At 65.9% G+C, this 22,517-nt stretch carries 21 protein-coding genes; 7 read left to right on the forward strand and 14 right to left on the reverse strand.

From position 1 onward, the window contains the following. Position 1 precedes the first annotated feature (1 nt). The 6 genes from CXR29_RS09780 to hrcA form a co-directional block, all read right to left on the reverse strand. Positions 2-1,309, reverse strand: coding sequence for a hemolysin family protein (locus tag CXR29_RS09780; protein WP_240811963.1), 1,308 nt, complete (start codon positions 1,307-1,309; stop codon positions 2-4). Between the two features lie 8 nt (positions 1,310-1,317). Further along, positions 1,318-1,806 carry an rRNA maturation RNase YbeY gene (gene ybeY / locus CXR29_RS09785; RefSeq protein WP_101553440.1) on the reverse strand — a complete coding sequence of 163 codons (489 nt, stop codon included), beginning with the start codon at positions 1,804-1,806 and terminating at the stop codon, positions 1,318-1,320. Beyond that, positions 1,803-2,837 (reverse strand): PhoH family protein, encoded by a 1,035-nt coding sequence (locus CXR29_RS09790; RefSeq protein WP_127364423.1) that lies wholly within the window; start codon positions 2,835-2,837, stop codon positions 1,803-1,805. The genes ybeY and CXR29_RS09790 overlap by 4 nt, the downstream gene beginning before the upstream one ends. Before the next feature lie 100 nt (positions 2,838-2,937). After that, on the reverse strand, positions 2,938-3,699 hold the full coding sequence (locus CXR29_RS09795; RefSeq protein WP_127364424.1) for a 16S rRNA (uracil(1498)-N(3))-methyltransferase: 762 nt from the start codon (positions 3,697-3,699) through the stop codon (positions 2,938-2,940). Next, complete coding sequence (gene dnaJ / locus CXR29_RS09800) at positions 3,696-4,811, reverse strand: molecular chaperone DnaJ (protein ID WP_101553437.1); 1,116 nt, start codon at positions 4,809-4,811, stop codon at positions 3,696-3,698. The genes CXR29_RS09795 and dnaJ overlap by 4 nt, the downstream gene beginning before the upstream one ends. A 127-nt stretch (positions 4,812-4,938) precedes the next feature. Further along, positions 4,939-5,979, reverse strand: a complete 1,041-nt coding sequence (gene hrcA / locus CXR29_RS09805) for a heat-inducible transcriptional repressor HrcA (protein ID WP_127364425.1) — start codon at positions 5,977-5,979, stop codon at positions 4,939-4,941. A 161-nt stretch (positions 5,980-6,140) separates the two neighbouring features. Between hrcA and CXR29_RS09810 the strand changes: the two genes are divergently transcribed. The 3 genes from CXR29_RS09810 to CXR29_RS09820 all read left to right on the forward strand — a co-directional run bounded on the left by CXR29_RS09810 (position 6,141) and on the right by CXR29_RS09820 (position 8,738). After that, positions 6,141-7,004, forward strand: coding sequence for a DUF3097 family protein (locus CXR29_RS09810; RefSeq protein ID WP_127364426.1), 864 nt, complete (start codon positions 6,141-6,143; stop codon positions 7,002-7,004). A 149-nt stretch (positions 7,005-7,153) separates the two neighbouring features. Next, positions 7,154-7,864, forward strand: coding sequence for a DUF4870 domain-containing protein (locus CXR29_RS09815; RefSeq protein WP_127364427.1), 711 nt, complete (start codon positions 7,154-7,156; stop codon positions 7,862-7,864). Between the two features lie 85 nt (positions 7,865-7,949). Further along, positions 7,950-8,738 (forward strand): DUF4870 domain-containing protein, encoded by a 789-nt coding sequence (locus tag CXR29_RS09820; RefSeq protein ID WP_127364428.1) that lies wholly within the window; start codon positions 7,950-7,952, stop codon positions 8,736-8,738. A gap of 86 nt (positions 8,739-8,824) precedes the next feature. On the opposite strand, the gene hemW is transcribed toward CXR29_RS09820, so the two are convergent. Then, positions 8,825-10,054, reverse strand: a complete 1,230-nt coding sequence (hemW, locus tag CXR29_RS09825) for a radical SAM family heme chaperone HemW (protein ID WP_101593392.1) — start codon at positions 10,052-10,054, stop codon at positions 8,825-8,827. Further along, positions 10,055-11,923 (reverse strand): translation elongation factor 4, encoded by a 1,869-nt coding sequence (gene lepA, locus CXR29_RS09830; protein WP_101553433.1) that lies wholly within the window; start codon positions 11,921-11,923, stop codon positions 10,055-10,057. A gap of 205 nt (positions 11,924-12,128) precedes the next feature. On the opposite strand from lepA, the gene CXR29_RS09835 reads away from it, so the two are divergent. The 3 genes from CXR29_RS09835 (at position 12,129) to rpsT (ending at position 14,081) form a co-directional block, all read left to right on the forward strand. After that, positions 12,129-12,893, forward strand: coding sequence for an endonuclease/exonuclease/phosphatase family protein (locus CXR29_RS09835; RefSeq protein WP_127364429.1), 765 nt, complete (start codon positions 12,129-12,131; stop codon positions 12,891-12,893). Between the two features lie 77 nt (positions 12,894-12,970). Beyond that, the gene (locus CXR29_RS09840) at positions 12,971-13,576 is read left to right on the forward strand and encodes a type II toxin-antitoxin system PemK/MazF family toxin (protein WP_101553431.1); all 606 of its coding nucleotides are present in this window, start codon (positions 12,971-12,973) and stop codon (positions 13,574-13,576) included. Between the two features lie 244 nt (positions 13,577-13,820). Further along, entirely contained in the window at positions 13,821-14,081 is a 261-nt protein-coding gene (gene rpsT, locus CXR29_RS09845) for a 30S ribosomal protein S20 (protein WP_025777880.1), read from the forward strand. A 130-nt stretch (positions 14,082-14,211) separates the two neighbouring features. Here the strand turns inward: rpsT and holA are convergent, their stop codons facing one another. The 5 genes from holA to CXR29_RS09870 all read right to left on the reverse strand — a co-directional run bounded on the left by holA (position 14,212) and on the right by CXR29_RS09870 (position 20,728). Continuing rightward, entirely contained in the window at positions 14,212-15,195 is a 984-nt protein-coding gene (holA, locus tag CXR29_RS09850) for a DNA polymerase III subunit delta (RefSeq protein ID WP_127364430.1), read from the reverse strand. Between the two features lie 60 nt (positions 15,196-15,255). Beyond that, the gene (locus CXR29_RS09855; RefSeq protein ID WP_241241401.1) at positions 15,256-17,478 is read right to left on the reverse strand and encodes a ComEC/Rec2 family competence protein; all 2,223 of its coding nucleotides are present in this window, start codon (positions 17,476-17,478) and stop codon (positions 15,256-15,258) included. 94 nt (positions 17,479-17,572) lie between these two features. Then, positions 17,573-18,409, reverse strand: coding sequence for a ComEA family DNA-binding protein (locus CXR29_RS09860; RefSeq protein WP_127364431.1), 837 nt, complete (start codon positions 18,407-18,409; stop codon positions 17,573-17,575). A gap of 139 nt (positions 18,410-18,548) precedes the next feature. Next, positions 18,549-19,424, reverse strand: coding sequence for a DegV family protein (locus tag CXR29_RS09865; RefSeq protein WP_164742801.1), 876 nt, complete (start codon positions 19,422-19,424; stop codon positions 18,549-18,551). After that, complete coding sequence (locus tag CXR29_RS09870) at positions 19,421-20,728, reverse strand: UDP-glucose dehydrogenase family protein (RefSeq protein WP_101553427.1); 1,308 nt, start codon at positions 20,726-20,728, stop codon at positions 19,421-19,423. The genes CXR29_RS09865 and CXR29_RS09870 overlap by 4 nt, the downstream gene beginning before the upstream one ends. 95 nt (positions 20,729-20,823) lie before the next feature. Here CXR29_RS09870 and CXR29_RS09875 point away from each other — a divergent pair, with 95 nt between their 5' ends. Further along, a complete protein-coding gene (locus tag CXR29_RS09875) occupies positions 20,824-21,540 on the forward strand; it encodes a hypothetical protein (protein ID WP_127364433.1) in 717 nt (238 codons plus the stop codon). A gap of 65 nt (positions 21,541-21,605) precedes the next feature. Here CXR29_RS09875 and nadE read toward each other — a convergent pair whose 3' ends face one another. After that, entirely contained in the window at positions 21,606-22,439 is an 834-nt protein-coding gene (nadE, locus tag CXR29_RS09880) for an ammonia-dependent NAD(+) synthetase (RefSeq protein WP_101553425.1), read from the reverse strand. Positions 22,440-22,517 lie beyond the last annotated feature (78 nt).

Genomic DNA, 22,517 nt, shown 5'->3' on the forward strand with positions numbered 1-22,517 from the left:
CTCAGTCCTCTTCCTGCGTCCCCGAACCACCGGCTGCGGCGGTCTGTGCGTCGTCTCTGCTGTCCTCGTGGGTGCGGGTGACCCGCACGTGGGTGATCCGGTGGCGGCGGCCCTGACCCTCCATGGCTTCGATCTCGAGGCCTTCGATCGACGCGTGCGAGCCGTCGATGGGCACCCGGTCGATGAGCTTCGAGAGCAGTCCGCCGACGCTGTTGACGTCATCCTCGTCGATGCGCACATCGAAATAGTCGGCGAAGTCGGAGATCGACATGCGGGTGCTGATGATGAATGATCCATCGTCGCCTTCAACGAGTTCGTCATCGCCGTTGTCGTATTCGTCTTCGATCTCGCCGACGATCTCCTCGACGATGTCTTCGATGGTCACGAGCCCGGCGGTGCCGCCGTATTCGTCGATGAGGATCGCCAGATGCGTCGAGTCCAGCTGCATCTGCCGCAGCAGGTCATCGGCCGGCTTCGTCTCCGGGACGAACAGGACGGTGCGGGCCAGCTTGCCCACGGGCCGTTCGGCCTCCTCGGGATGGAGGTGGAGGCGCCGGGCGACGTCCTTGAGGTAGGCGACTCCGCGGACGTCGTCGAGATCCTCCCCGCAGACGGGGATCCGGGAGAAGCCGGAGCGGAAGAACAGATTCATCGTCTTCTGCAGGCTGACGTCGGCGTCGACGGTGATGAGGTCGGTGCGCGGCACCATGACCTCGTTCGCCGAGGTGTCCGAGAGGTTGAACACGGACTGGATCATCTCGCGTTCGCCGTCTTCGATGATGTCGGATTCGCTGGCACGTTCGACGAGGTCGCGCAGCTGTTCGGAGGTCACGAACGGACCGTCCTTGTACACCTTGTCCGGAGTGAGCAGATTGCCGAGCACGACGAGGATGCGGGCCAGCGGTTTGAGCGCGACGAGGACGATGCGCACGACCCAGCTGAGGTTGAGGCTCACGGCCAGGGACCGGCGTTTGCCGATCGTGCGCGGGGAGACTCCGGCGATGATGAAGACCGCCACCGAGGCGGTGATCACCGTGAGGAAGACCATGAGCGGACCCACGGAGTAGTAGGAGTCATAGGCCAGCGCGATGAAGACCGTGGCGAGTGCTTCGAGGAAGTTGCGGACGAAGATGATGACGTTGATGTTCGTCGGCAGGTCCGCGAGGATCCGCTCCACCCGCACAGCAGAGCGTTTGCCGTCCTCCTTCGCCTCCTCGACCGCATGGTGGGAGACGTTGAGCAGAGCGGCATCCACGGCAGACAGGGTGGCCGCGATGATGAGGCACAGCGCCGCACCGAGGAAGAACATGAACACGATCAGACCTCGGTGGGGGTGGGGATGTCGGTGCGACCGTCGTAGCGGGCTGCGAAGAAAGTCAGCAGCAGATGCCGCTGGAGGGCGAACATCTCCTCGCGCTCCTCGGGCTGACCATGGTCGTAGCCGAGCAAGTGGAGGAAACCGTGGACGGTCAGCAGCAGGATCTCGTCCATCGTCGAATGACCGGCCGCCCGAGCCTGAGCCCCGGCGACCTCGGGGCAGATGATGATATCGCCCATCTGACCTTCGGTCGGCGTCCCCGGCTCACCACGGTGGAGCTGATCCATGGGAAAGGACATGACGTCGGTCGGGCCCTCGAGATCCATCCAGGTGACGTGGAGTTCGGACATCGCCGCCGAATCGACCATCGTCACGGCCAGCTCCGCCCCCGGGTGCATGTGCAGGGCAGAGCCCAAGTATTCGGTCAGGGCCACGACTTCGTCGAGGTCCACCTCGGCGTCGGTCTCATTGAGGATCTCGGTGTTCATTCGGCACTCCCCCACAGGTCGTAGGCTTCGACGATCTTCGTCACCAGCGAATGCCGGACGACGTCCTTGCTGCCCAGTTCGCAGAACTGCAGGTCATCGATCCCGTCGAGGATGTCGCGGACGACCTTGAGTCCGCTGCGGGTCTTGCCCGGCAGGTCGATCTGGGAGATGTCACCGGTGACGACCATGCGCGATCCGAAGCCGAGGCGGGTGAGGAACATCTTCATCTGCTCGGCCGTCGTGTTCTGGGCTTCGTCGAGGATGATGAACGCGTCGTTGAGGGTGCGCCCGCGCATATAGGCCAAGGGAGCGACCTCGATCGTGCCGGTCTCGATGAGCAGCGGGATCGATTCGGGATCGACCATGTCGTGGAGGGCGTCATAGAGCGGACGCACATACGGGTCGATCTTGTCGTTGAGCGTGCCGGGCAGATAGCCCAGGGATTCGCCGGCTTCGACGGCAGGCCGGGTGAGGATGATCCGCGAGACCTCTTTGTGCTGGAGGGCGTTGACGGCCATCGCCATCGCCAGGTAGGTCTTGCCGGTTCCGGACGGACCGATGCCGAAGGTGATCGTGTGGTTGCGGATGGCCCTGACGTAGTCGTGCTGGCCCATCGTCTTCGGACGGATCGACTTTCCCCTGGTGGACAGGATGTCCGTGCCGAGCACCGCCGAGGCGGCCGCTCCCTCGGAGGAGAACGTCGTGACCCTCTCGATCGTCTCTTCGTTGATGCGATGGCCGGCCGTGTGCAGCTTCTTGAGTTCCCCGATGACGCTGACGAAGGCTTCGACACGCTGGGGGTCACCGGTGACCTGGACCTGATTGGCCCGGACGTGGATGTCGAGGTCGTCGAAGGTCTTCTCCAGGGCGCGCAGATTCGACTCTCCGGGGCCGAAGAAGGCGACGAGGTCGATGGAGTCCGGGATGACCAGCCGCACGGTGTCACGTTCGGCGTCGCGTGCGTCCGTCACGGCATCATTGCCCGCGGCACCGTCGCCGGGTGCGGCGGCGTCCGAGTCGGTGGGGTTCATGGCGTTCGGGTTCGGTGGAGTGATGTCCAGAATGTTCCTTTGCAAGTGGGCGCACCGTCACCGGCGGCGCCAGAGTGTGCTTCCATCCTAGTCCGGTGTCTCACCAACGGCCCAATGAATTCTGGGCCAGGACGAGACCGGCGGGTCCTGCCGATGACGAACGCAGGATCGTCGGTCCCAGCAGCACCGGTCTCGCTCCACGGCCGGTCAAGGCTGCGAGTTCGCCGTCGCTGATGCCGCCTTCGGGCCCGACGACGAAGACGATGCGCTCCGGCAGCGGCGAATTGCCCTCCGCGATCAGATCGGCCAGCGCTGCGGAGAGTCTGCGCTGAGCGGTCTCGTGGAGGACGAAGACCGCATCGGACTCGTCGAAGGCTGTGGCCAGGGAGGCCCCGCGGACGAGTTCGCGCAGCACCGGAAACCGGGAGCGTCTGGCCTGCAGGGAGGCCGCATTCAGCAGGTTCTCCCATTTCGCGGCCATCTTCTCCCGCTTCTTCGCCGGCCAGTCGGCGATCGAACGTTCGGCGGCCCAGGGAATGACGTCGTCGACGCCGATCTCCGTGGCCGTTTCGATCGCCTGCAGGTCTCGGTCGCCCTTGGCCAGGGCCTGGACGAGCACGAGGCGTGGGCCGGTGCTGTCCTCGTGCGTCACCGCGGTGACGTCGATCGTCAGCTCGCTCGTCGAGGCGGCCGTGACGGTTCCGCGCACCCGTGTGCCGTCCCCGTCGACGATGTCGATGTCCTCGCCGGGACCGATCCGACGCACCCGCACCGCGTGCCCGGCCACGTCCTCACCGAGGGTGAGAGCGGACCCGACGACCGCCTCATCGGCGGTGGCGGAGCGGAAGACGGGAAGACTCACCGACCGGCGAACCTCTCACGCATGCGGGAGAACATTCCGCGGTTCTCCGTCGAGATCTGGGCCCGCGGTGCTTCCTCTCCGCGCAGTTCGGCGAGCTTCTCGAGCAGTTCGCGCTGTTCGTCGTCGAGGGTGTCCGGGGTGAGGACGTCGACGGTGATGAGCAGGTCGCCGCGAGTCTCCGAGCGCAGGCGGGAGGCGCCGAGTCCGGGGAGTTTGACGACGGTGCCGGACTGGGTGCCGGCGGCGATGGTGAGGTCCTGGGTGCCGTCGAAGGTCTCGAACGGGATGGTCGCTCCCAGGGTCGCTGCGGTCATCGGCACCGAGACGGCGGCCCGGAGGTTGTCGCCGTCGCGCTGGAAGACCTCGTGGCGGGTGACCATGACCTCGACGAAGAGATCACCGGCGGGTCCGCCGCCGGGACCGACCTCTCCCTGGCTGGACAGCTGGATGCGGGTGCCGTCGGAGACTCCGGCGGGGATGCGGATCTTCATGGTCCGCTGCTTGCGCACGCGTCCGTCGCCCTGGCAGTTGAGGCAGGGGTTGGGGATGACGGTGCCGAAGCCGTGGCAGGAGTTGCAGGTCTGGTTCGTGACCATCTGGCCCAGCAGGGTCCGCGTCATGCGCTGGACGCTGCCGGCGCCGTGGCACAGCGAGCAGGTCTCGATCTTCGTGCCCTCCTGCGTGCCGGCACCCGAACAGGTGTCGCAGACGACCGCAGTGGTCACGTCGAGATCGACGGTGCCGCCGAAGGCCGCGGTCTTCAAGTCGATGTTGACGCCGACGAGGGCGTCCTTGCCGCGCTGTGTGCGCGGGATGGGGCCTCCGGCCTGTCCGCCGCCACCGCCGAAGAAGGTCTCGAAGATGTCGCCGAATCCGCCGAAGCCGCCGCCGGCGGGGAAGCCCTGACCGTTCTCGCCGCCGCCCATATCGTAGTTGCGGCGCTTCTCCGGATCCGAGAGCACGTCGTAGGCCAGTGAGATGGCTTTGAATTCGTCTTCGTGACCGGGATTGACGTCCGGGTGGTACTTGCGTGCCAGCTTCCGGTACGACGACTTGATCTCAGCCGCGGAAGCGTCTTTGGACACTCCGAGTGTTTCATAGTGATCGGCCACAGAAACTTCTCTCTCCCTGACGTAGTGGTCTTCTCTGTTCGTGGTGGTGGCTGCGCTCCTGCGCGGTACTCACCGGTTGCGTGCTGCCCGACTGCGGGCACCCCTGGTCGTCGTCACTGCACGGGCCCTACCCTCGGTCGAGGATCGAGGACACGTACTTCGCGACGGCACGGACTGCCGAGATCGTCGTCGGATAGTCCATCCGGGTCGGGCCGAGCACCGCCAGTCTGGCCGACGAACCCGCGTCATGACCATATTCGGCGGCGACGACGGAAGTCGAACTGAACGATTCGTGAGTATTCTCACGCCCGATGCGCACGCTGATCCCCCCATGGTCCTCTGCCATCGAGGTGGGCAGCCGGAGCAGGACCACCTGCTCCTCGAAGGCTTCGAGGATCGGGGCCATCTTCTCTCCGAATTCGCTGCCGGAACGGGCGAGGTTCGCAGTCCCGGCCATGATGATGCGCTCTTCGCGGGTCGCGGCGACGAGGTCGACGACGGCGGCCCTGACCTGTGTGAGTCCGGACTCGTCACGTCCCGCCGACTCGCTCGATTCGGCGGCGACCGCCTCGGCGGTGGGGGACGAACCGAAGACCTGCGCGAGCGTGCGTCCGGCGAAATCGGCATTGATCTGGTCGCGCAGCCCGCGGACGGCATCCTCGTCGAGCGGGGTCGGGGTGATCACGGACTTCTGCTCGACCTGACCGGCGTCGGTGATGAGGACGACGAGGATCCGGCCGGGGCCGAGGCCGACGATCTCGACGTGTTTGATGCGCGCCCGCGACACCGTCGGGTATTGGATGAGCGCCACCTGGCGGGTGAGGCCGGAGAGCACGCGGACGGTGCGGTCGAGCATCTCGTCGAGGTCGACATCGCCGTCGATGAGCTGGAAGATCGCGCGGCGCTCGGCGGTGGTCAGCGGTTTGAACTCGTCGATGCGGTCGACGAACATCCGGTAGCCGAGGTCGGTGGGGATCCGACCGGCCGAGGTGTGGGGTTGGGCGATATAGCCTTCGTGCTCGAGCTGGGCCATATCGTTGCGGATCGTGGCCGGGGAGACGCCGAGGGTGTGGCGCTGGACGATCGCCTTCGATCCCACGGGTTCGTTGGTGGCGACGAAGTCCTCGACGATGGCGCGCAGCACCTGTGCACGTCTGCTGTCGTTCATCGCGGTTCTCCTCTCCGTCTCTTCAGCCGATCACGGTCCCGTGCCGATACTTGGCACTCCTTGAGCCTGAGTGCCAATTCTACGCTTCTCGTCCCCGGAATTCATTTCTGGGGGTGACCTGCGGGTCTGCGCGCCTGCGGGACCGTCCTTGATTATGGTGGGTGCCCGTGAATGCTTTTGATCGCTATGGCCCCGATGTGCTCTCCGGTTCCTCGCCGTCGTCGCACCGTCCGCAGAAGTCCCGTCAGGTCGAGCTCGGCCTGGGCATGGTTCTCGAGGATGCGATGAGCGGCTATGTCGGTGCTGTCGTCGGCGCGGAGAAGACCACGGCCGGTGTCGTCGTCAAGCTCGAGGACCGCGTCGGCAAGGTCCGTGCCTTTCCCTTGGGACCGGGTTTCCTCCTCGAAGGACAGCCCGTCGATGTGCAGCTGCCGAAGAAGAAGGCGCAGCAGCCCGGGCGGACGGCTTCCGGGTCTCGCGCCGTGGTCGGCGCGAAGGCTCGGGTGGCTCGTGGATCGCGGATCTGGGTGGAGGGCAAGCACGATGCCGAACTCGTCGAGAAGATCTGGGGCGATGATCTGCGCATCGAAGGCGTCGTCGTCGAACCCCTGGGCGGTCTCGACGACGTCGCCGACAAGCTCGCAGCCTTCGGTCCGGATCGGGACCATCGGGTCGGTGTCCTCGCCGATCACCTGGTGAGTGGGACGAAGGAATCGAAGATCGCCGAGGCGGTCCGTGCCGATCCGCGCTACCGCGACGTCGTCCACATCATCGGCCACCCCTACGTCGATATCTGGCAGGCGGTGAAGCCCCATGTCGTCGGCATCCGGCAATGGCCGGTCGTCCCCCGCGGTGAGGACTGGAAGACGGGAATCCTCCGGCGCATCGGATGGCCGCACGCCGACCATCGAGATGTCGCTCGCGGGTGGGTGCGCATCCTCGGGAAGGTGAGCACCATCGCCGATGTCGAACCGACGCTGTCGGGTCGGGTCGAGGAACTCATCGATTTCGTCACCGTCGGCTGAGTGACTTCGGTGGTGCGGCGGTGGCCCGTGGTGGTCACGGCGAGCTGTCGGCGTGTGCCGAAACTGTCACAGGAGTGAGGCTTTCCCGACATCCTCGGGACACGGGGCTCGGCTAGTCTGGAGGGCAAGCGTTCTTCGAAAGGATCCCCATGTCGCACCACCCCGAGCAGCCGGGCAGCCGACCGATGCCGCCGAACTACTCTCAGGCGTCGGGCCCGCAGCAGCCCTACGCGCCGCAGGGCCAGCAGTATTCTCGGCCGCAGACGCACAGTGGTCAGACGGGCTACGGCTCACAACAGTCGTTCGGCGCGCAGCCTGGTTACGGCGGTCAGCCGGGGTACGGCGCGCAGCCTGGTTACGGCGGTCAGCCGGGGTACGGTGGGCAGACTGGATTTGGCGCGCAGCCGGGTTACGGCATGCCGCAGATGCACAACCCGGCGATGTTCGACTCCCGCTCCCTGCCCGAGCAGGCGTACGGACCCGGCTCCGAACAGTTCTGGATGGCCCCCGAACCCGACCGGACCACGGCTCTGTGGACCCACCTCGGCGCGCTTCTGTTCGGGTTCATGCCGCTCATCATGTTCCTCGTGAAGAAGGACGAGTCGCCGTTCGTCCGCGAGCATTCGCGTCAGGGACTCAACGCGATGATCACGAACACGATCGTCACCTTCGCAGCCCTCTTCGTCTTCGGCATCCTCGGTTTCATCCTCGCATTGGTGACCTTCGGGATCGGCATCATCATCATGTACGCCGCGGTCATCGTCCCACTCGTCTACTGCGTCCTCTACATCATTGCCGCCGTCGCAGCGAACAGGGGCGAGGGGTATAGGTTTCCGCTCACCATCAACTTCGTGAAGTGACCATCCCCCGTCACCCCGCGCACTCTGGGACAGCCCGCACTCCCTGGGCTAATGTGGAGTGATCGCACACTCTGAAGGGACTCTCATGTCGGACAACCCGCAGCAGCCGAACAACGGACAGTCACAGCCGATGCCCCCGAACTATTCCCCGCAGTCGGGCTCACAGCAGCCGCAAGCGCAGCAGCCGCAAGCGCAGCAGCCGCAGCAGGGTTCGCAGCCGCAGCAGAATGGTCAGGCCCAGTACGGCTCGCAGCCGCAGAACCCTCAGCAGGGATCTCAGCCCGGCTTCGGCTCTCAGCAGCCCCACGCCGGGCACGGCTCCCCGCAGCAGAATCCGGCCTACGGCTCACAGCCCGGCTACGGCTCCCAGCAGCCTTTCGGCGCTCCCCAGGGACAGCCGCAGGCGGGATACGGATTCCAGGGAGCATCCTCGGCGCAGTCGGCTGCCGCCGGTGTTCCCATGGGAGCAGAACTTCCGGATGCCGCCTACGGTCCGAACTCACTCGGATTCTGGAACTCCGACCAGAGCGAACGCACCACCGCACTGTGGTCACACCTCGCACACGCCGCCACCTACGTCGTCGGCGTCGGCTGGATCGTCACCCTCATCCTCTTCATCATCAACAAGGACAAGTCGCCGTTCCTGCGTCATCATGGCGCACAGTCGCTCAACCTGCTGATCATCGGTGTCATCGCCGGATTCGGCATCGGACTGATCGGCGGAATCCTCACGATCGTCGGCATCGGCTTCCTCATCCTGCTGCTCCTGCCGGTGCTCTCGATCTACATGATCGTCATCGAGATCATCGCCGGAATGGCAGCCAACCGCGGTGAGGGCTACCGAATCCCGATGACTCCGAACTGGATCAAGTGAGCTGACGCAGCCCGAGAGTCCCACCGGCGCAGATTCGCTGAGCAGCTCGCCCCGCCGCCCGATCCGGATGGCGGGGCGAGACTCATTCACACGTATTCGGTGAGGATACGCACCATATAGTCGGCCATGAGACGTCCCTGCAGAGTCGGCTGGAACCAGCCGGCCGCGGCGCCATCCGCGTCGAGCAGACCCTGTCCGACGAAGGTCCTGATCGCCTGCTGGCTGCCCGGAGCCAGAGAGTCCAGGCGCAGCTCACGGTCGATCCGAGCGGCGAGCATGATCCGCTCGATCTCCCGGGTCCGATCATCGAGGACCTCCCGACCGATCGACGGGGACTGCCCCGCCACGAGCCGGTCGGCCCAGGCACGCGGATGTTTGGCGTTCCAGAACCTCACACCCCCGACATGGGAGTGGGCGCCCGGCCCGAAGCCCCACCAGTCGGCATTGCGCCAATAGGCCAGATTGTGTTCACAGCGCGTATCGGGACCGGTCGACCAATTGCTCACCTCGTACCAATGCAGACCGGCGGCGGAGATCGCGGCGTCGGCGATCTCGTATTTGTCGGCCAAGTCGTCCTCATCGGGCATCGGCAGTTCGCCGCGGCGCACCATCGCGCCCATCTTCGTTCCCGGTTCGACGATGAGGGAATACGCCGAGATGTGATCGACCTCGTTGGACAGGGCAACCTCCAGCGAGCGACGCCAATCGTCGATCGACTCCCCCGGGGTGCCGTAGATGAGGTCGAGGCTGAGTTCGAGTCCGGCGTCCTTGACCCAGCGAGCCACCTCAGGGATCTTCTCCGGATCATGGGTGCGGTCCAAGGTCGCGAGCACATGCGGCACGGCCGACTGCATCCCCATGGAGATCCGGTTGACACCGGCTCCGGCGAGAGTCGCGATATAGGCAGGATCCAGGGTGTCGGGGTTGGCTTCGGTGGTGACTTCGACGGTCTCGGCCAGGCGGAAGCGGGCGCGGACATCGTCCATCACCCCGGCGAGCACGTCGGCTGCGAGCAGCGTCGGGGTGCCCCCGCCGAAGAAGATCGTCGAGACCTCACGGTCGCCCGCCCCAGCCTCGGCGAGGGTGGACACGGACAGATCGAGCTCACGGGCGAGGTTTCCGCGGTAGTCCTCACGGGACGCGCCCGGGCCGAGGTCGTCGGCGGTGTAGGTGTTGAAGTCGCAGTAGCCGCAGCGGACCCGGCAGTACGGGACGTGGATGTAGAGGCTCAGCCCTCGCTCAGCGGCCCCGATCCCCGCCGAAGTCGGCAGCGAACCGTCGCGCGGAGGGACCTCACCGGTCGGTTGTGCGGGCACTTACTTCTTGCTGTCCTTCGTCTCCGGCTCGTCGGAGGACAGGGCCGCGATGAAGGCTTCCTGCGGGACCTCGACGGTGCCGACCACCTTCATCCTCTTCTTGCCCTCCTTCTGCTTCTCGAGCAGCTTGCGCTTACGGCTGATATCGCCGCCGTAGCACTTCGACAGCACGTCCTTGCGGATGGCACGGATGGTCTCACGGGCGATGATGCGAGAGCCGATGGCCGCCTGGATGGGCACCTCGAACTGCTGGCGCGGAATGAGCTTGCGCAGCTTGCCTGCCATCGCCACACCGTAGGAGTAGGCATTGTCGCGGTGGACGATCGCCGAGAACGCATCGACCTGGTCGCCGTGCAGCAGGATATCGACCTTGACGAGATCCGACGGATCCTCCCCGTCATCGGAATAGTCGAGCGTCGCATAGCCCTTGGTCCGTGATTTGAGCTGGTCGAAGAAGTCGAAGACGATCTCTGCCAGCGGCAGGCGGTAGCGGATCTCCACGCGGTCCGAGGACAGGTAGTCCATGCCCTGCAGGTTGCCCCGACGGGTCTGGCACAGCTCCATCACCGCACCGATGTAGTCGCTCGGAGTGAGGATCGTCGCCCGGACCATGGGTTCTCTGACTTCCTTGACCTTGCCCGTGGGGAATTCGCTCGGGTTCGTCACCGTCGTCTCGGTCCCGTCCTCCATGGTCACGTCGTAGATCACGCTCGGTGCCGTCGAGATGAGGTCGAGGTCGTATTCGCGCTCGAGCCGATCGCGGAGGACCTCGAGGTGCAGGAGGCCGAGGAAGCCGCAGCGGAAGCCGAAGCCCAGCGCCGTGGACGTCTCGGGCTCGTATGCCAGGGAGGCATCGTTGAGTTTGATCTTGTCCAGCGCGTCACGCAGCACCGGGTAGTCCGAGCCGTCGATCGGGAACAGGCCCGAATACACCATCGGCTGCGGCTCCTTGTACCCCTCGAGCGGTTCCGATGCGGGAGACGCGGCCAGCGTGACGGTGTCGCCGACCTTCGACAGCCGGACATCTTTCACCCCGGTGATGAGATAGCCGACCTCACCGACGCCGAGGCCCTTCGTCGCCTTCGGCTCGGGTGAGGAGGCACCGATCTCGAGCAGTTCGTGAGTGCTGCCGGTCGACATCATCTCGATCTTCTCACGCGGCTTGAGGGAACCGTCGACGAGCCGAACATAGGTGACCACACCGCGGTAGGTGTCGTAGACGGAGTCGAAGATCATGGCGCGGGCCGGGGCGTCGGCGTCGCCGACAGGAGCGGGGATATCGGTGATGATGCGGTCGAGGACCTCTTCGACGCCTTCACCGGTCTTGCCGGACACGAGCAGGCAGTCCTCGGGTTCGCAGCCGATGAGGTTGGCGAGCTCGTCCGCGTACTTCTCCGGCTGTGCGGCCGGCAGGTCGATCTTGTTGAGCACGGGGATGATCGTCAGATCGTTCTCCATGGCCAGGTACAGGTTGGCCAGCGTCTGGGCTTCGATGCCCTGAGCGGAGTCGACGAGCAGCAGCGCGCCTTCACAGGCGGCCAGGGACCGCGAGACCTCGTAGCTGAAGTCGACGTGGCCGGGAGTGTCGATCATGTTGAGCGCGTACGGAGTGTCCCCGTGTTCCCACGGCATGCGCACGGCCTGGGACTTGATGGTGATTCCGCGTTCGCGTTCGATGTCCATCCGGTCGAGGTACTGGGCGCGCATATCGCGGTTCTCGACGACACCGGTCATCTGGAGCATGCGGTCGGCCAGGGTCGATTTGCCATGGTCGATATGAGCGATGATGCAGAAATTGCGAATCAGCTCGGGTGAGGTGGCAGACGGTGAGATCCGCTGTGCAGCTTCCTGATTCACCTGAGGTGACATGAACGCCCTTTCGTTGACAGACCGGGTCCCCGGTCAGACCCGATCTCCCATTGTTTCATGACTTGTGCACGGACCTGGAATCCACAGACGTGCACGTCGTCATCGTCGGGGACTTTCGCGGTTCGTCAGCTGTCGGATGCGATTCGTCCGCGCCGAACGGGGCCGATGCATGTGCCGGACCGTGCCGATCGGGGAAGATGGTGGCATGAGCGAATTCCGGGTCATGAGCTTCAACCTCCGCTATCCCGCCATGGACGGACATCCGGTGGCCGAGCGGCTGCCGATCGCCGCCGAGCTCATCCGGCGCGCACGTCCGCACCTCATCGGCACCCAGGAGGGCGAATTCGACCAGCTCGAGACGCTCATCAGCCTGCTGCCCGAGGAGTACATCTGGCTCGGAGAGGGCCACTCCGGCGGCAATTCCGGAGAGTTCACGGCCGTGATCCTCGATTCGAAGCGCTTCGACGTCGACGCCGTCGACATCAGCTGGCTGTCCGAACAGCCCGACACCGTGGCATCGGAGTCATGGGGAGTCTCGCATGCACGCACCCTGACGACGGTCGATGTCCGCGACCTCGACTCCGACCGACGGCTGCGTGTGCTCAACACCCACCTCGACCACAAGTCCGAGCGCGCCCGTCTCGAGTCCGGTCGGATCATGGCCGAGTCCATCGCCGAGGCGGCCCATCCCTGCGTGGTCACCGGTGACTTCAATGTCGCCACCGGCTCCCCGGTCTACGACTTCTTCTGCACCGAACTCGGCCTCACCGACACCGCCGCGGAGATCCCCGGGGAGGATATCGGCACCTTCCATCGCTACACGGGCCCGAAAGCCGGTGAGCCGCGCATCGACTGGATCCTGACGACCCCGGGCCTGCGCACGGTGTCCACGCGCATCGACACGTTCGAGATCGACGGGACGTACCCCTCCGACCATTTCCCAGTCGAGGCTGTCCTCGATTTCACATGACCGTGTCGGTTTCATATGTCTGCGTCGGTTCGCTGTTCTGCGCGACCTGCGGCAGTCGACTCGTTTAGGCTGGACATATGAATTGGAAATCACTGGTCAATCGGGCCGCGAGAATCGGAGTCCGTGAGGGACTGCGCTACCTGCGACAGTCGCAGTCGAAGAAGAACTCCGGAGGCTCCTCGCAGCCCACGGATGCCCGCCGGCAGGATCCTCCGCGGCCGGGCGGTGGAGGTGCCACCTCGGCGAGGCCTGATGACCGTGCCGGCTCAGGCGGTTCGGGTTCGTACCCCGGTGATTTCACGGGGTCGATCAAGGTCAGCTACTCCCCCGATCTCGACGGCGATGCCGATCCGGGCGAGGTCGTCTGGGGGTGGGTCCCCTTCGAGGAGGATCACTCACAGGGAAAGGATCGCCCGTCGCTGGTCGTCGGCCGTGACGGCAGGTGGGTGCTCGCGCTCATGCTCACGAGCAAGGATCACATCCCCGGCGGCGTCGGCGAGGTCCGCGAGGACCGGCACGCCAAGTGGATGAACATCGGCACCGGGGACTGGGATTCGCAGGGAAGGCCCTCTGAACTCCGCCTTGATCGGATCATCCGCCTCGACCCGGATTCGATCCGCCGGGAAGGTGCGGTCATCCCCCGCGACGTTTTCGACCGCGTCGCCGAGCACATCTCCGGCTGAGACCCGCCTGACAGCCCGGACGGACCATTGTGTGCACTGCGCGACGAGGCTGCACGGGATTTCCAGCCCGCGACCCGAGGCTGTATCATAGGTGATTGTGTCTTCATCAAGGCGTGTGTCTCGCCGAGGTCGGGTGAAGATGCCGTCGGATTCGAAGTCGTCGATGTGTTTCCCCGCGGAGATGATCATGTCGGTTCGATGCGCCCTCACGACCATGTACCACTAACACGAAAGAGTGTTGAAATTGGCTAATATCAAGTCCCAGATCAAGCGGATCAAGACCAACGAGAAGGCTCGTCAGCGCAACAAGGCTGTCCGGTCCGAGGTTCGGTCCTACGTCCGCGTCGTTCGCGAGAACATTGCTGCCGGCAACAAGGAAGAGGCACAGCAGGCTTATGCTGTGGCTGCCCGCAAGCTCGACAAAGCTGTTTCGAAGGGTGTTCTGCACAAGAACAACGCTGCGAACCGCAAGTCGCGCCTGTCCACGCAGATCAACGCTCTCTGAGCGCACGACTGAGGCTATAGCTTCACGGGGTCCGAACCACACGGTTCGGACCCCGTTCTCTTCCCTTATTGCTACCTGACGGCGGCCCAGCAACCTCGCGCGAGGTTGCTGGGCCGCCGTCAGGTAGCAATTAGCGTTGGCGGGCTAGGCGGGCTACTTCGGAGACGAACCACTCGACCGCATAGACGGGGTCGCGTCCGCCGCCCTTGACGGCCGCATCGGCTTCGGCCGCGGCGATGAGCGACTGGCCCAGCGCCACCTCGTTCCACCGCCTCACCTCCCGGCGGGCACGGTCGACCTGCCATGGCGCCATCTTCAGCTCCGAGGCCAGCTCCCCGCTGGTGCCGGCGAATCCCTGCACCTTCGCCATGCCGCGCAGCTTCATCGCCACTGCCGCCACGAGCGGGACCGGATCGGACCCGGTCGACAGCGCATGCCTGAGCAGACTCAGCGCGTTCTTCGCGTCCCCGGCCACTGCCGCATCGGCGACCTTGAAGCCGGTGGCCTCGACTCGTCCACCGTAGTACTGATCGACGACCTCGGCGGTGATCGTGCCTTCGGTGTCTTCGATGAGCTGGTCGACCCCGGCATTGAGTTCGGCCAGATCGGAGCCCAGCGCCGACATGAGCGCGGCCATTCCCGCTTCGTCGATGCGTCGCTTCGCGGTCTTGAACCGGGTCTGAGCGAACTTCGCCCGATCGCTTTCGTTCTTCACCACAGCCGCGTCGATACGTGGGAAGCCTGCGGAGTCGATCTTCTTGACGAGTTTCGCTCCCCGGTTGCCGCCAGCGTGCAGCAGCACCACGACGGCGTCATCGTTCGGGGCATCGAGATAAGCCAGCGCGTCGTTGAGGAAATCTTCCGAGCACTTCTCGACGGCATCGACGACGATGAGCTTCGAGGAGGAGAACAAGGACGGTGACGCCGCCATCGCCAGCTCACCGGCCTGGTATCCGGCAGCATCGAACTCGATCTCCTCGGGATCCTGCTTCCGTGCAGCCGATACGATGCGGTCCTTAGCCATGCGCACGAGCACCGATTCGCCACCGGAGATCATGACGACAGGGGCCGGTTTCGCCGAGCTCCACGGGATCAGGGTCTTCTTCACTGCCATGGACCCCAGCCTATCGCGGCCGTCCGACACGACCGACATGACGGACCCTCACTCACGGGCTCACCCCTTGTCCTCGGGACAGTCGTGTCCGGTGCTGAAGCGACTCTGCGCGTAGAGAGCGACCGAACCGCAGTGATCGGTGCGCAGCACGGGCATGGGGCCGAAGGCCCGCAGAGACTTCTCGCTCGGATGTCCATAGCTGTTCTCCCCCACAGAGACGACACCGAGACCGGGTGCCGCGGCGGCGAAGAATTCGGGAGCCAGATCGGAGGAGCCGTGGTGCGGCGCGACGAGCACATCGACCGGCTGGACCTGCTGGGCCAGCACGTACTGCTCCTCGGCTCCGACGTCGCCGGGCAGCAGGGTGCTCAGCCCCTCCTGCTCGACCCGCACCACCAGGGAGTCGTCGTTGCGCAGCTCTTCATCCTCCGCCGCGGGCACCGACCGCACCGGAGGCCACAGCACCTCAAGACTGGCCGAGTCGAAGTCGAGCGTCTGGCCACGGTGGGTGGGGACCACCTCCGCGCCGGTGTCAGCGCTCACCCGCTCTGATTCGGGCGAGGCAGCGACATTCGCGGAGACGTACAGACGGACGACCCTGCGCCCCCACGTCGTGCCCGCGTAACCGGCGAAGTGGTCGGCATCGAAGTGGGAGATGAGCAGATCCAACTCTTCGATCCCGGATGAGTCGAGGCAGGTGTCGATGGGTTTCGGCTCGCGCCCCGTGTCGACGACGAGACCGCGACCGCCACCGAGGTTGATCACCGCGGCCGACCCCTGACCGACATCGCAGACGAGCACCAGCCAGTCCGCGGCCGGCGGCTTCGCCCTCACCGAAACGATGACGGCGGCGGTGAGCACACAGCACAGAACGAGCACGGGCAGGCCCCAGAGCCTGCGACGCACGAGCATCCCGGTTCCGACCACGGCCAGGCCGAGCAGCCCGAGTGCCAACAGCGTTCCGACCGGCGGCACCGGCCAGTCGAGGCCCGCACCGGGCAGGGCGGCGCAGATTCGGGCGATGAGAACGATCCACCAGGCCGGAAACGATCCGATCCAGGCCAACAGGGCCGGGGCGAAGTCGCCTCCGGGCAGTCCCGTCGTCGCGATGCCGGTGGCCACGAGGCTGAAAAATCCTGCCACCGTCGCCGGCATGACCGCGGGTGCGGCCAGTGCGTTCGCGGCGACCGACCAGAGTCCGATGCGCGGATCGATCGCCACGAGAACCGGGGTGCACGCGAGTTGGGCGACGAAGGGCACGATGAGTGCGGTCACGAGCACCGTGGGCGCCAGCGGCAGGTGCACGGCGAGGCGGCGCAGCAGGACCGGGACGACGAACATGATCGCGGCCGTGGAGACCACGGACAGGACGAACCCCACCGAGGTGGCCAGGACGGGGACGAAGGCCAGAAGCAGGCTCGCTGTCGAGCACATGACCGCGACCGGGGAGATCCCGCCGCCGCGCAGGAACACGAGTGCCGCCGCGATCGCCATTCCGGCGGCGCGGATGGCGCTGGGTTCGAAGCCGACGATGAAGACGTAGCCGAGGCAGGTGAGCACCCCGATGCTCACTCGCAGCCGCGGTCCGGCTCGGCAGGCTCCGGCGAGCAGTCCGGCACCGAGGCTGACGATCGCGACGTTGCTGCCGGATACCGCCGAGACGTGGGTGAGGGAGACGACTCGCATATCGTCGACCATCCGGTCGTCCTGCGGTGAGGTGTCGCCGACGACGAGCCCGGGCAGCAGCCGTCCGCCGTCGTTGCCGGCGGCCACCGAATCCTCGCGCAGTTCGGTGCGAAGCGTCTCTCGCCACTGCCACAGTGTGTTCGGTTCTGCCAGCACGTGTGGGTCTGCATCGGTGGCGCGGATGTCGTCGAGGCGGGTCGTGCGCATCCGCACTCTCGCTCCGTCCGCGGCGGCTTCGGGGCTGAGCACGTGGGTGAACCCGATGGGTGTGACCAGCGTCAGTCGCGTCCATCCGGACGCTCCGGGTTCGCTGTGGCCGACGACGAGCCCCGTGGTCTCGACCTCTTCATCGGGGCCGTGTGCGGCGGCCAGGGCGGTGATCTGGATGGTCAGCAGACAGGTGAAGACGAGGATCCCGACACCGAGGTGGTGGTGCCGTCGCAGGATCACGATCCCGGCCAGCCCGAGCACGGGAATGCCGAACAGCGCCCACGGTCCCGGTGCCAGGAGTGCGCAGGCCCACAGGCCCGCGGCACAGCAGAGGAGACGCATGGAGCCCGGCCACAGCGCCGCGTGCTCCCGCATCGAGGCGACCACTGCCCCGGACCTCCGTGCCAGTCCGGCGCGCCTGCGCTCCCACGCCCTCGTCCCAGACCCTCGCGCTCGAGACCGCGAACCGGGACGGTCCGATTCAGCCGACGGTGACAAGATCTTTGAGGCTCTCGAAGGTCTTCGGCCCGATGCCTTTGACGAGCAGCAGATCCTCGACGCTCGCGAACGGCTGCTGGCTGCGGTGGCTGATGATCGCCTGTGCGGTCACCGGCCCGACTCCGGGCAGCGTCTCGAGAGTCGTGGCATCGGCGGTGTTGAGATCGACTTTCCCGGTCCCGGGTGCTCCGCTGTTCGCGGCTGCGGAAGAATCCGCGGTTCCCGGTGAACCGCTGCCTCCTCCCGCGCCGACGCCGTCCGCCCCCGCACCATCGACGCCGGCTGCCGGTGCTTCGCCTTCTGTCGGGATATGGATCTGCTCACCGTCGGCGAGCACGCGCGCCAGATTCACCGCTTCGCCGTCGGCGCCGGGGCTCAGTCCTCCGGCAGCTTCGACGGCGTCTTGGACTCGGGCTCCCGCTTTCAAGGTGACCACGGAGGGATCGTTCACCGCCCCGGTGATGTGGACGATCACCTTCCCGTTCGCCTCGCCGGACGTCGCCGAGGCGGTTGTGCCTGCTTCGGCTCCATCCTCGGTCACAGCAGGCGACTGACCGGCTTCTGCACCGTCGCCGGGGTCGCCACCGCTGCCCACAGGCGAATGCTGTGGCGCGGGCCGGAAGAGGAAGAAGGCGAGGACGAGGATGCCGACCGTGGCGATGCCCAGGGCCACCACAACGGGCAGCCGCACCCGTCGCGGCTCGACGGGTGCCTCGTCACCGGCGGTGTCGGCGGTATAGATGTCGCCCGGCACCCAACCACCGCGCTCGGCACTGGCACCCAGGAGGCCCGCGAAACGATCATCCGGAGACACAGCCATGACCCGACGATAGGCGCTGCTGGCACACGACGGCCATGACAGCGCCCCGGCCTGTGGACACGGGTTCGGCGTCCACAGGGCTGAGGTGATCAAGTCACACGATCGTCCCCAGGCCCGGATGCAGGCCCGGGTGTGTGAGTCAGGGTTTCGTCTGCACGGTCACTCCGACCGTGCCGGGCCCCACATGCGCGGTGATGATCGTCGACAGCGTCCTGAACGAGGGCTCGAATCCGAGTTCGCGGAGCCGTGAGCTCAGCAGCTCGGCGTCGGCTGCGTCCATCTCCCCTTCGGCGTTCTGCACCTCCACGTGCACGGTGTCCTCCGGGTCGGCCACCTCGGCGGCGGCCTGAACGGCGAGAGTGACGATCTTCTTCAGCGCTTTCGCGCGAGTGCGCACCCGAGCGAGCGGAACGACGACTCCGGCGTTGAGGCCGAGCACGGGAACGATCTGCAGGGCCCTGCCAAGCAGCGATGATGCGGCACCGATCCGGCCGCCTCGGCGCAGGAATTCGAGGTTGCCGGGGGCGAACACGGTACGGGTCTCTGCCGCGCACCAGTCGGCGATGGTTCCGGCGATCGATTCGGCGTCGTGCCCCTGCCGGATCCCGGCCACGGCCACGGACAGCGCCCCGGCCAATCCCGCCGAGGTGGTCCTCGAGTCGACGACATCAACGAGGATGTCCTCGGCCTCTGCGGCTGCGACCGCGGAATCGCGGGTGCCGGAAAGCTCCGCGGACATCGTCACGACGATGATGGCATCGGCCCCGTCCTCCCGCAGCCGCCCGTAGGCCTCGGAGAATTGGGTCGGGGTGGCCATGGAGGTCGTGACCTCGACACCCTCGGTCATCGTCGCGCACAGATGCCCGGCATCGACCTCACCGTCGGCGAAAGCGACTCCGCCGATGAGCACGGTCAGCGGCACCACGGCGAAGAGGCCGCCGGTGGCCTCGCCCAGCTCTTCGCGTTCGCTTGCTGAGAGCTGCGCCGTGGAGTCGGTGACCAGCCCGATTCTCATGGACGGCCCAGGGCCCGGTAGGTCCAGCCCGCTGCACGCCACAGTTCGGGAGTGAGCACATTGCGACCGTCGACGAGCACCTTCCCGGTCGCGAGCTCAGCGGCCGCCGCTGGGTCGAGGTCGCGGTATTCGCGCCATTCCGTCAGCAGCAGCACGGCTTCGGCCCCGGTGATCGCCTCGGCGGTGTCAGCGACGTAGTCGAGTTCGGGGAACGACTTCTGCGCATTGCCGATCGCCTGCGGGTCGGTGACCGTGACCAGCCCGCCCTGGGTGGCGATGAGCCTGGCCACGGCCAGTGCCGGGGAGTCACGGACATCGTCGCTGTCGGGCTTGAAAGCGGCACCGAGGATGGTGATCTTCTTGCCGATGAACGACCCGCCCAGGGCGTCGCGGGCGATGTCGACCATCCGGACACGCCGGCGCATATTGATCGAGTCGATCTCCTTGAGGAAGGCCACCGCCTGATCGGCGCCGAGCTCGCCGGCCCGGGCCATGAAGGCGCGGATGTCCTTGGGCAGGCAGCCGCCGCCGAAGCCGAGTCCGGCGTTGAGGAACTTGCGTCCGATCCGGTCATCCATGCCGATCGCATCGGCGAGCTGAGTGACATCGGCGCCCGAGGCTTCGCAGAGTTCGGCCATGGCATTGATGAACGAGATCTTCGTGGCCAGGAACGAGTTCGCCGCAGTCTTGACGAGCTCGGCGGTCGCGAAGTCCGTGATCATCCGCGGGGTGTCGTCGGCGAGGATCGACGCGTACACCTCGTCGAGAGTCGCGGCCGCAGCCTGCCCGGGCTCCCCGTCGGCGACTCCGTAGACCAGACGGTTCGGGTGGAGAGTGTCTTCGACGGCATGGCCTTCACGGAGGAACTCCGGGTTCCACATCATCGCGGCTCCGGTGTCGGCGATGATTCCGGCCAGACGCTCGGCGGTGCCCACGGGAACGGTCGACTTTCCCACAACCACCGACGTGGCAGTCAGGTGCGGGTGCAGCGATTCCACGGCCGCATCGACATAGGTGACATCGGCGGCGAACTCGCCGGGCTTCTGCGGGGTGCCCACGCACACGAAGTGCACCACCGCATCGGCGGCGCGGGAGACGTCGGTGGTGAACTCGAGCTTTCCGCGTTCCTGAGCCTTCACGAGGAGTTCACTCAGCCCCGGTTCGAAGAACGGCGGACGGCCCGACATCAGCGCCTCGACCTTCTCGGTGTCGACGTCGACTCCCGTGACCTCATGACCCAGGGACGCCATGGCCGCCGCATGGACCGCGCCCAGATATCCGCAACCGATGACTGAAATCTTCAAACCGAGCTCTCCTGGCAGTTGGCATGCGTTTTCGACCACACTATATGCCACCCGGTTCCACGATATGTGGAGGTTGAAACAGTAGGCTTGGAATTGTGAAGCGTTTCCTTGATTTCCTCACCAACTCACCGGCCGCCGTGACGTTTGCTGTGCTCACCGTGCTCGGCATCATCGCCTTCGCCATTCCCGGACTGCACTCCGCAGCCTGGATCATCGGACTCGTGCTGTGCCTCGGCGTGATCGCCGCACTGCTGATGTTCCACGGCGAATGGCGCCGCGCCCAGCAGCAGATCGATGCGCTGCGGCAGCAGCTCAGTGTCGAGCGCGGGCGGATGGACACGCTCGGGCTGACCCCGGTGGAGGACGCGGTCGAACTGCTTCCCGATGAGCGTCGCGCCCGCCGCATCCTCGAACTCATCCCGGACTCGTCGGGTCTCGTCCAGTCCCTGCGACTGGATGCGACCTTCGCGACCGTCGCCGTCGATGAGCTCGAACCGCTCACCACCTTCTGTGCCGAGTTCAAGAAGGCCAGCTTCGACAATCCGCGCTCGCACACCGCGTTCATGAACCTCTATCGGGCTGCCGAGGGGCTGTCGCTCTGGGTGAAGGAGGAGACTCAGGTCTCTCCCGATGATTCCGGGATCCGTGAGATCCGCCCCGGTGACGCACGGAAAGACGGCTGGCGCGGCTACACCGAAGCCCAGAGCCGCGGCGAACGCCTCAGCGACGATTTCGTCTCCTCCCGGTGGGAGTTCAACCAGACGGCTCTCGAACTCGGACTCGTCTCGGGCACCCCGCCGTTGAACGACTGAAGTACCGATCAACAGGTGAGGGCCCTCAGAGATTGAGGGCCCTCACCTGTTTTCGTCTGTCGGGCTCAGTGCCGGATCCACCAGGTATCCGTCGGAGCCACAGGGGTCCGCCGTTTGTGCTCCGAACGGCGGTACTTCTCGATGAGCGCCGAGGCGGCCGCGGGCTCGATCTCCTTCCCCTCGAGGAAGTCATCGATCTGGTCGTAGCTCAGACCCAGCGAGGATTCGTCCGTCTGCCCCGGTTCGTCATCGAGCAGATCCGCGGTCGGAACCTTGACGATGAGATGGTCGGGAGCACCGAGGTGGCGCAGCAGTTCCCGTCCCTGCCGTTTGTTCAGACCCGCCAGAGGGATGACGTCGGCCGCACCGTCACCGAACTTCGTGAAGAACCCGGTGACCGCCTCGGCGGCGTGATCGGTGCCGACGACGAGCGCCTTCTTCTCCCCTGCCAGCTCGAACTGGGCGATCATCCGCATCCGGGCCTTGACGTTGCCCTTGCCGAAGTCGGTGATCGGCTCTCCTGTGGCCTTCTCGTATTCCTCGGCGGCCGCATCCGTGGCGGCGCCGATATTGATCGCCAGCTCATGGTCGGCGGCAATGAAGGACAGAGCATCCTGAGCGTCAGACTCATCGGTCTGCACATGATGAGGCAGACGCACGGCCCAGAACTCGGCCTCGGCACCGCGACGGCGCAGGTCCTCCACCGCCAGTTGGCAGAGCCTGCCGGCCAGTGTGGAGTCCTGTCCGCCGCTGATGCCGAGCACGAGTCCTCTGACCCCGGTGGTGAGCACATAGTCGACGAGGAACTCGACCCGGCGGGCGATCTCCGTCGCCGGGTCGATCTGCGGTCGCACGCCGAGGGCGTGTCGGATCTCGTCTTGGACTCTGTCGTTCGTCATGCTCTCACCAGTCGTAGTCGAAGAAGGGGTGCCGCCGTCCGGCGCCCGTACCCATGCAGTCTCCCAGATGCTGTGTTA

The organism is Brevibacterium linens (assembly GCF_003999335.1).
In the GTDB taxonomy this organism is placed as follows: Bacteria; Actinomycetota; Actinomycetes; order Actinomycetales; family Brevibacteriaceae; genus Brevibacterium; species Brevibacterium linens.

Excerpts from the sequence above, each read along its gene's own strand:
- CXR29_RS09780 (WP_240811963.1), bottom strand. The coding sequence starts at position 1,309 with ATGTTCTTCCTCGGTGCGGCGCTGTGCCTCATCATCGCGGCCACCCTG.
- ybeY (WP_101553440.1), bottom strand. The coding sequence starts at position 1,806 with ATGAACACCGAGATCCTCAATGAGACCGACGCCGAGGTGGACCTCGAC.
- CXR29_RS09790 (WP_127364423.1), bottom strand. The coding sequence starts at position 2,837 with ATGAACCCCACCGACTCGGACGCCGCCGCACCCGGCGACGGTGCCGCG.
- hrcA (WP_127364425.1), bottom strand. The coding sequence starts at position 5,979 with ATGAACGACAGCAGACGTGCACAGGTGCTGCGCGCCATCGTCGAGGAC.
- CXR29_RS09815 (WP_127364427.1), top strand. The coding sequence starts at position 7,154 with ATGTCGCACCACCCCGAGCAGCCGGGCAGCCGACCGATGCCGCCGAAC.
- CXR29_RS09820 (WP_127364428.1), top strand. The coding sequence starts at position 7,950 with ATGTCGGACAACCCGCAGCAGCCGAACAACGGACAGTCACAGCCGATG.
- lepA (WP_101553433.1), bottom strand. The coding sequence starts at position 11,923 with ATGTCACCTCAGGTGAATCAGGAAGCTGCACAGCGGATCTCACCGTCT.
- CXR29_RS09835 (WP_127364429.1), top strand. The coding sequence starts at position 12,129 with ATGAGCGAATTCCGGGTCATGAGCTTCAACCTCCGCTATCCCGCCATG.
- CXR29_RS09840 (WP_101553431.1), top strand. The coding sequence starts at position 12,971 with ATGAATTGGAAATCACTGGTCAATCGGGCCGCGAGAATCGGAGTCCGT.
- holA (WP_127364430.1), bottom strand. The coding sequence starts at position 15,195 with ATGGCAGTGAAGAAGACCCTGATCCCGTGGAGCTCGGCGAAACCGGCC.
- CXR29_RS09860 (WP_127364431.1), bottom strand. The coding sequence starts at position 18,409 with ATGGCTGTGTCTCCGGATGATCGTTTCGCGGGCCTCCTGGGTGCCAGT.
- CXR29_RS09865 (WP_164742801.1), bottom strand. The coding sequence starts at position 19,424 with ATGAGAATCGGGCTGGTCACCGACTCCACGGCGCAGCTCTCAGCAAGC.
- nadE (WP_101553425.1), bottom strand. The coding sequence starts at position 22,439 with ATGACGAACGACAGAGTCCAAGACGAGATCCGACACGCCCTCGGCGTG.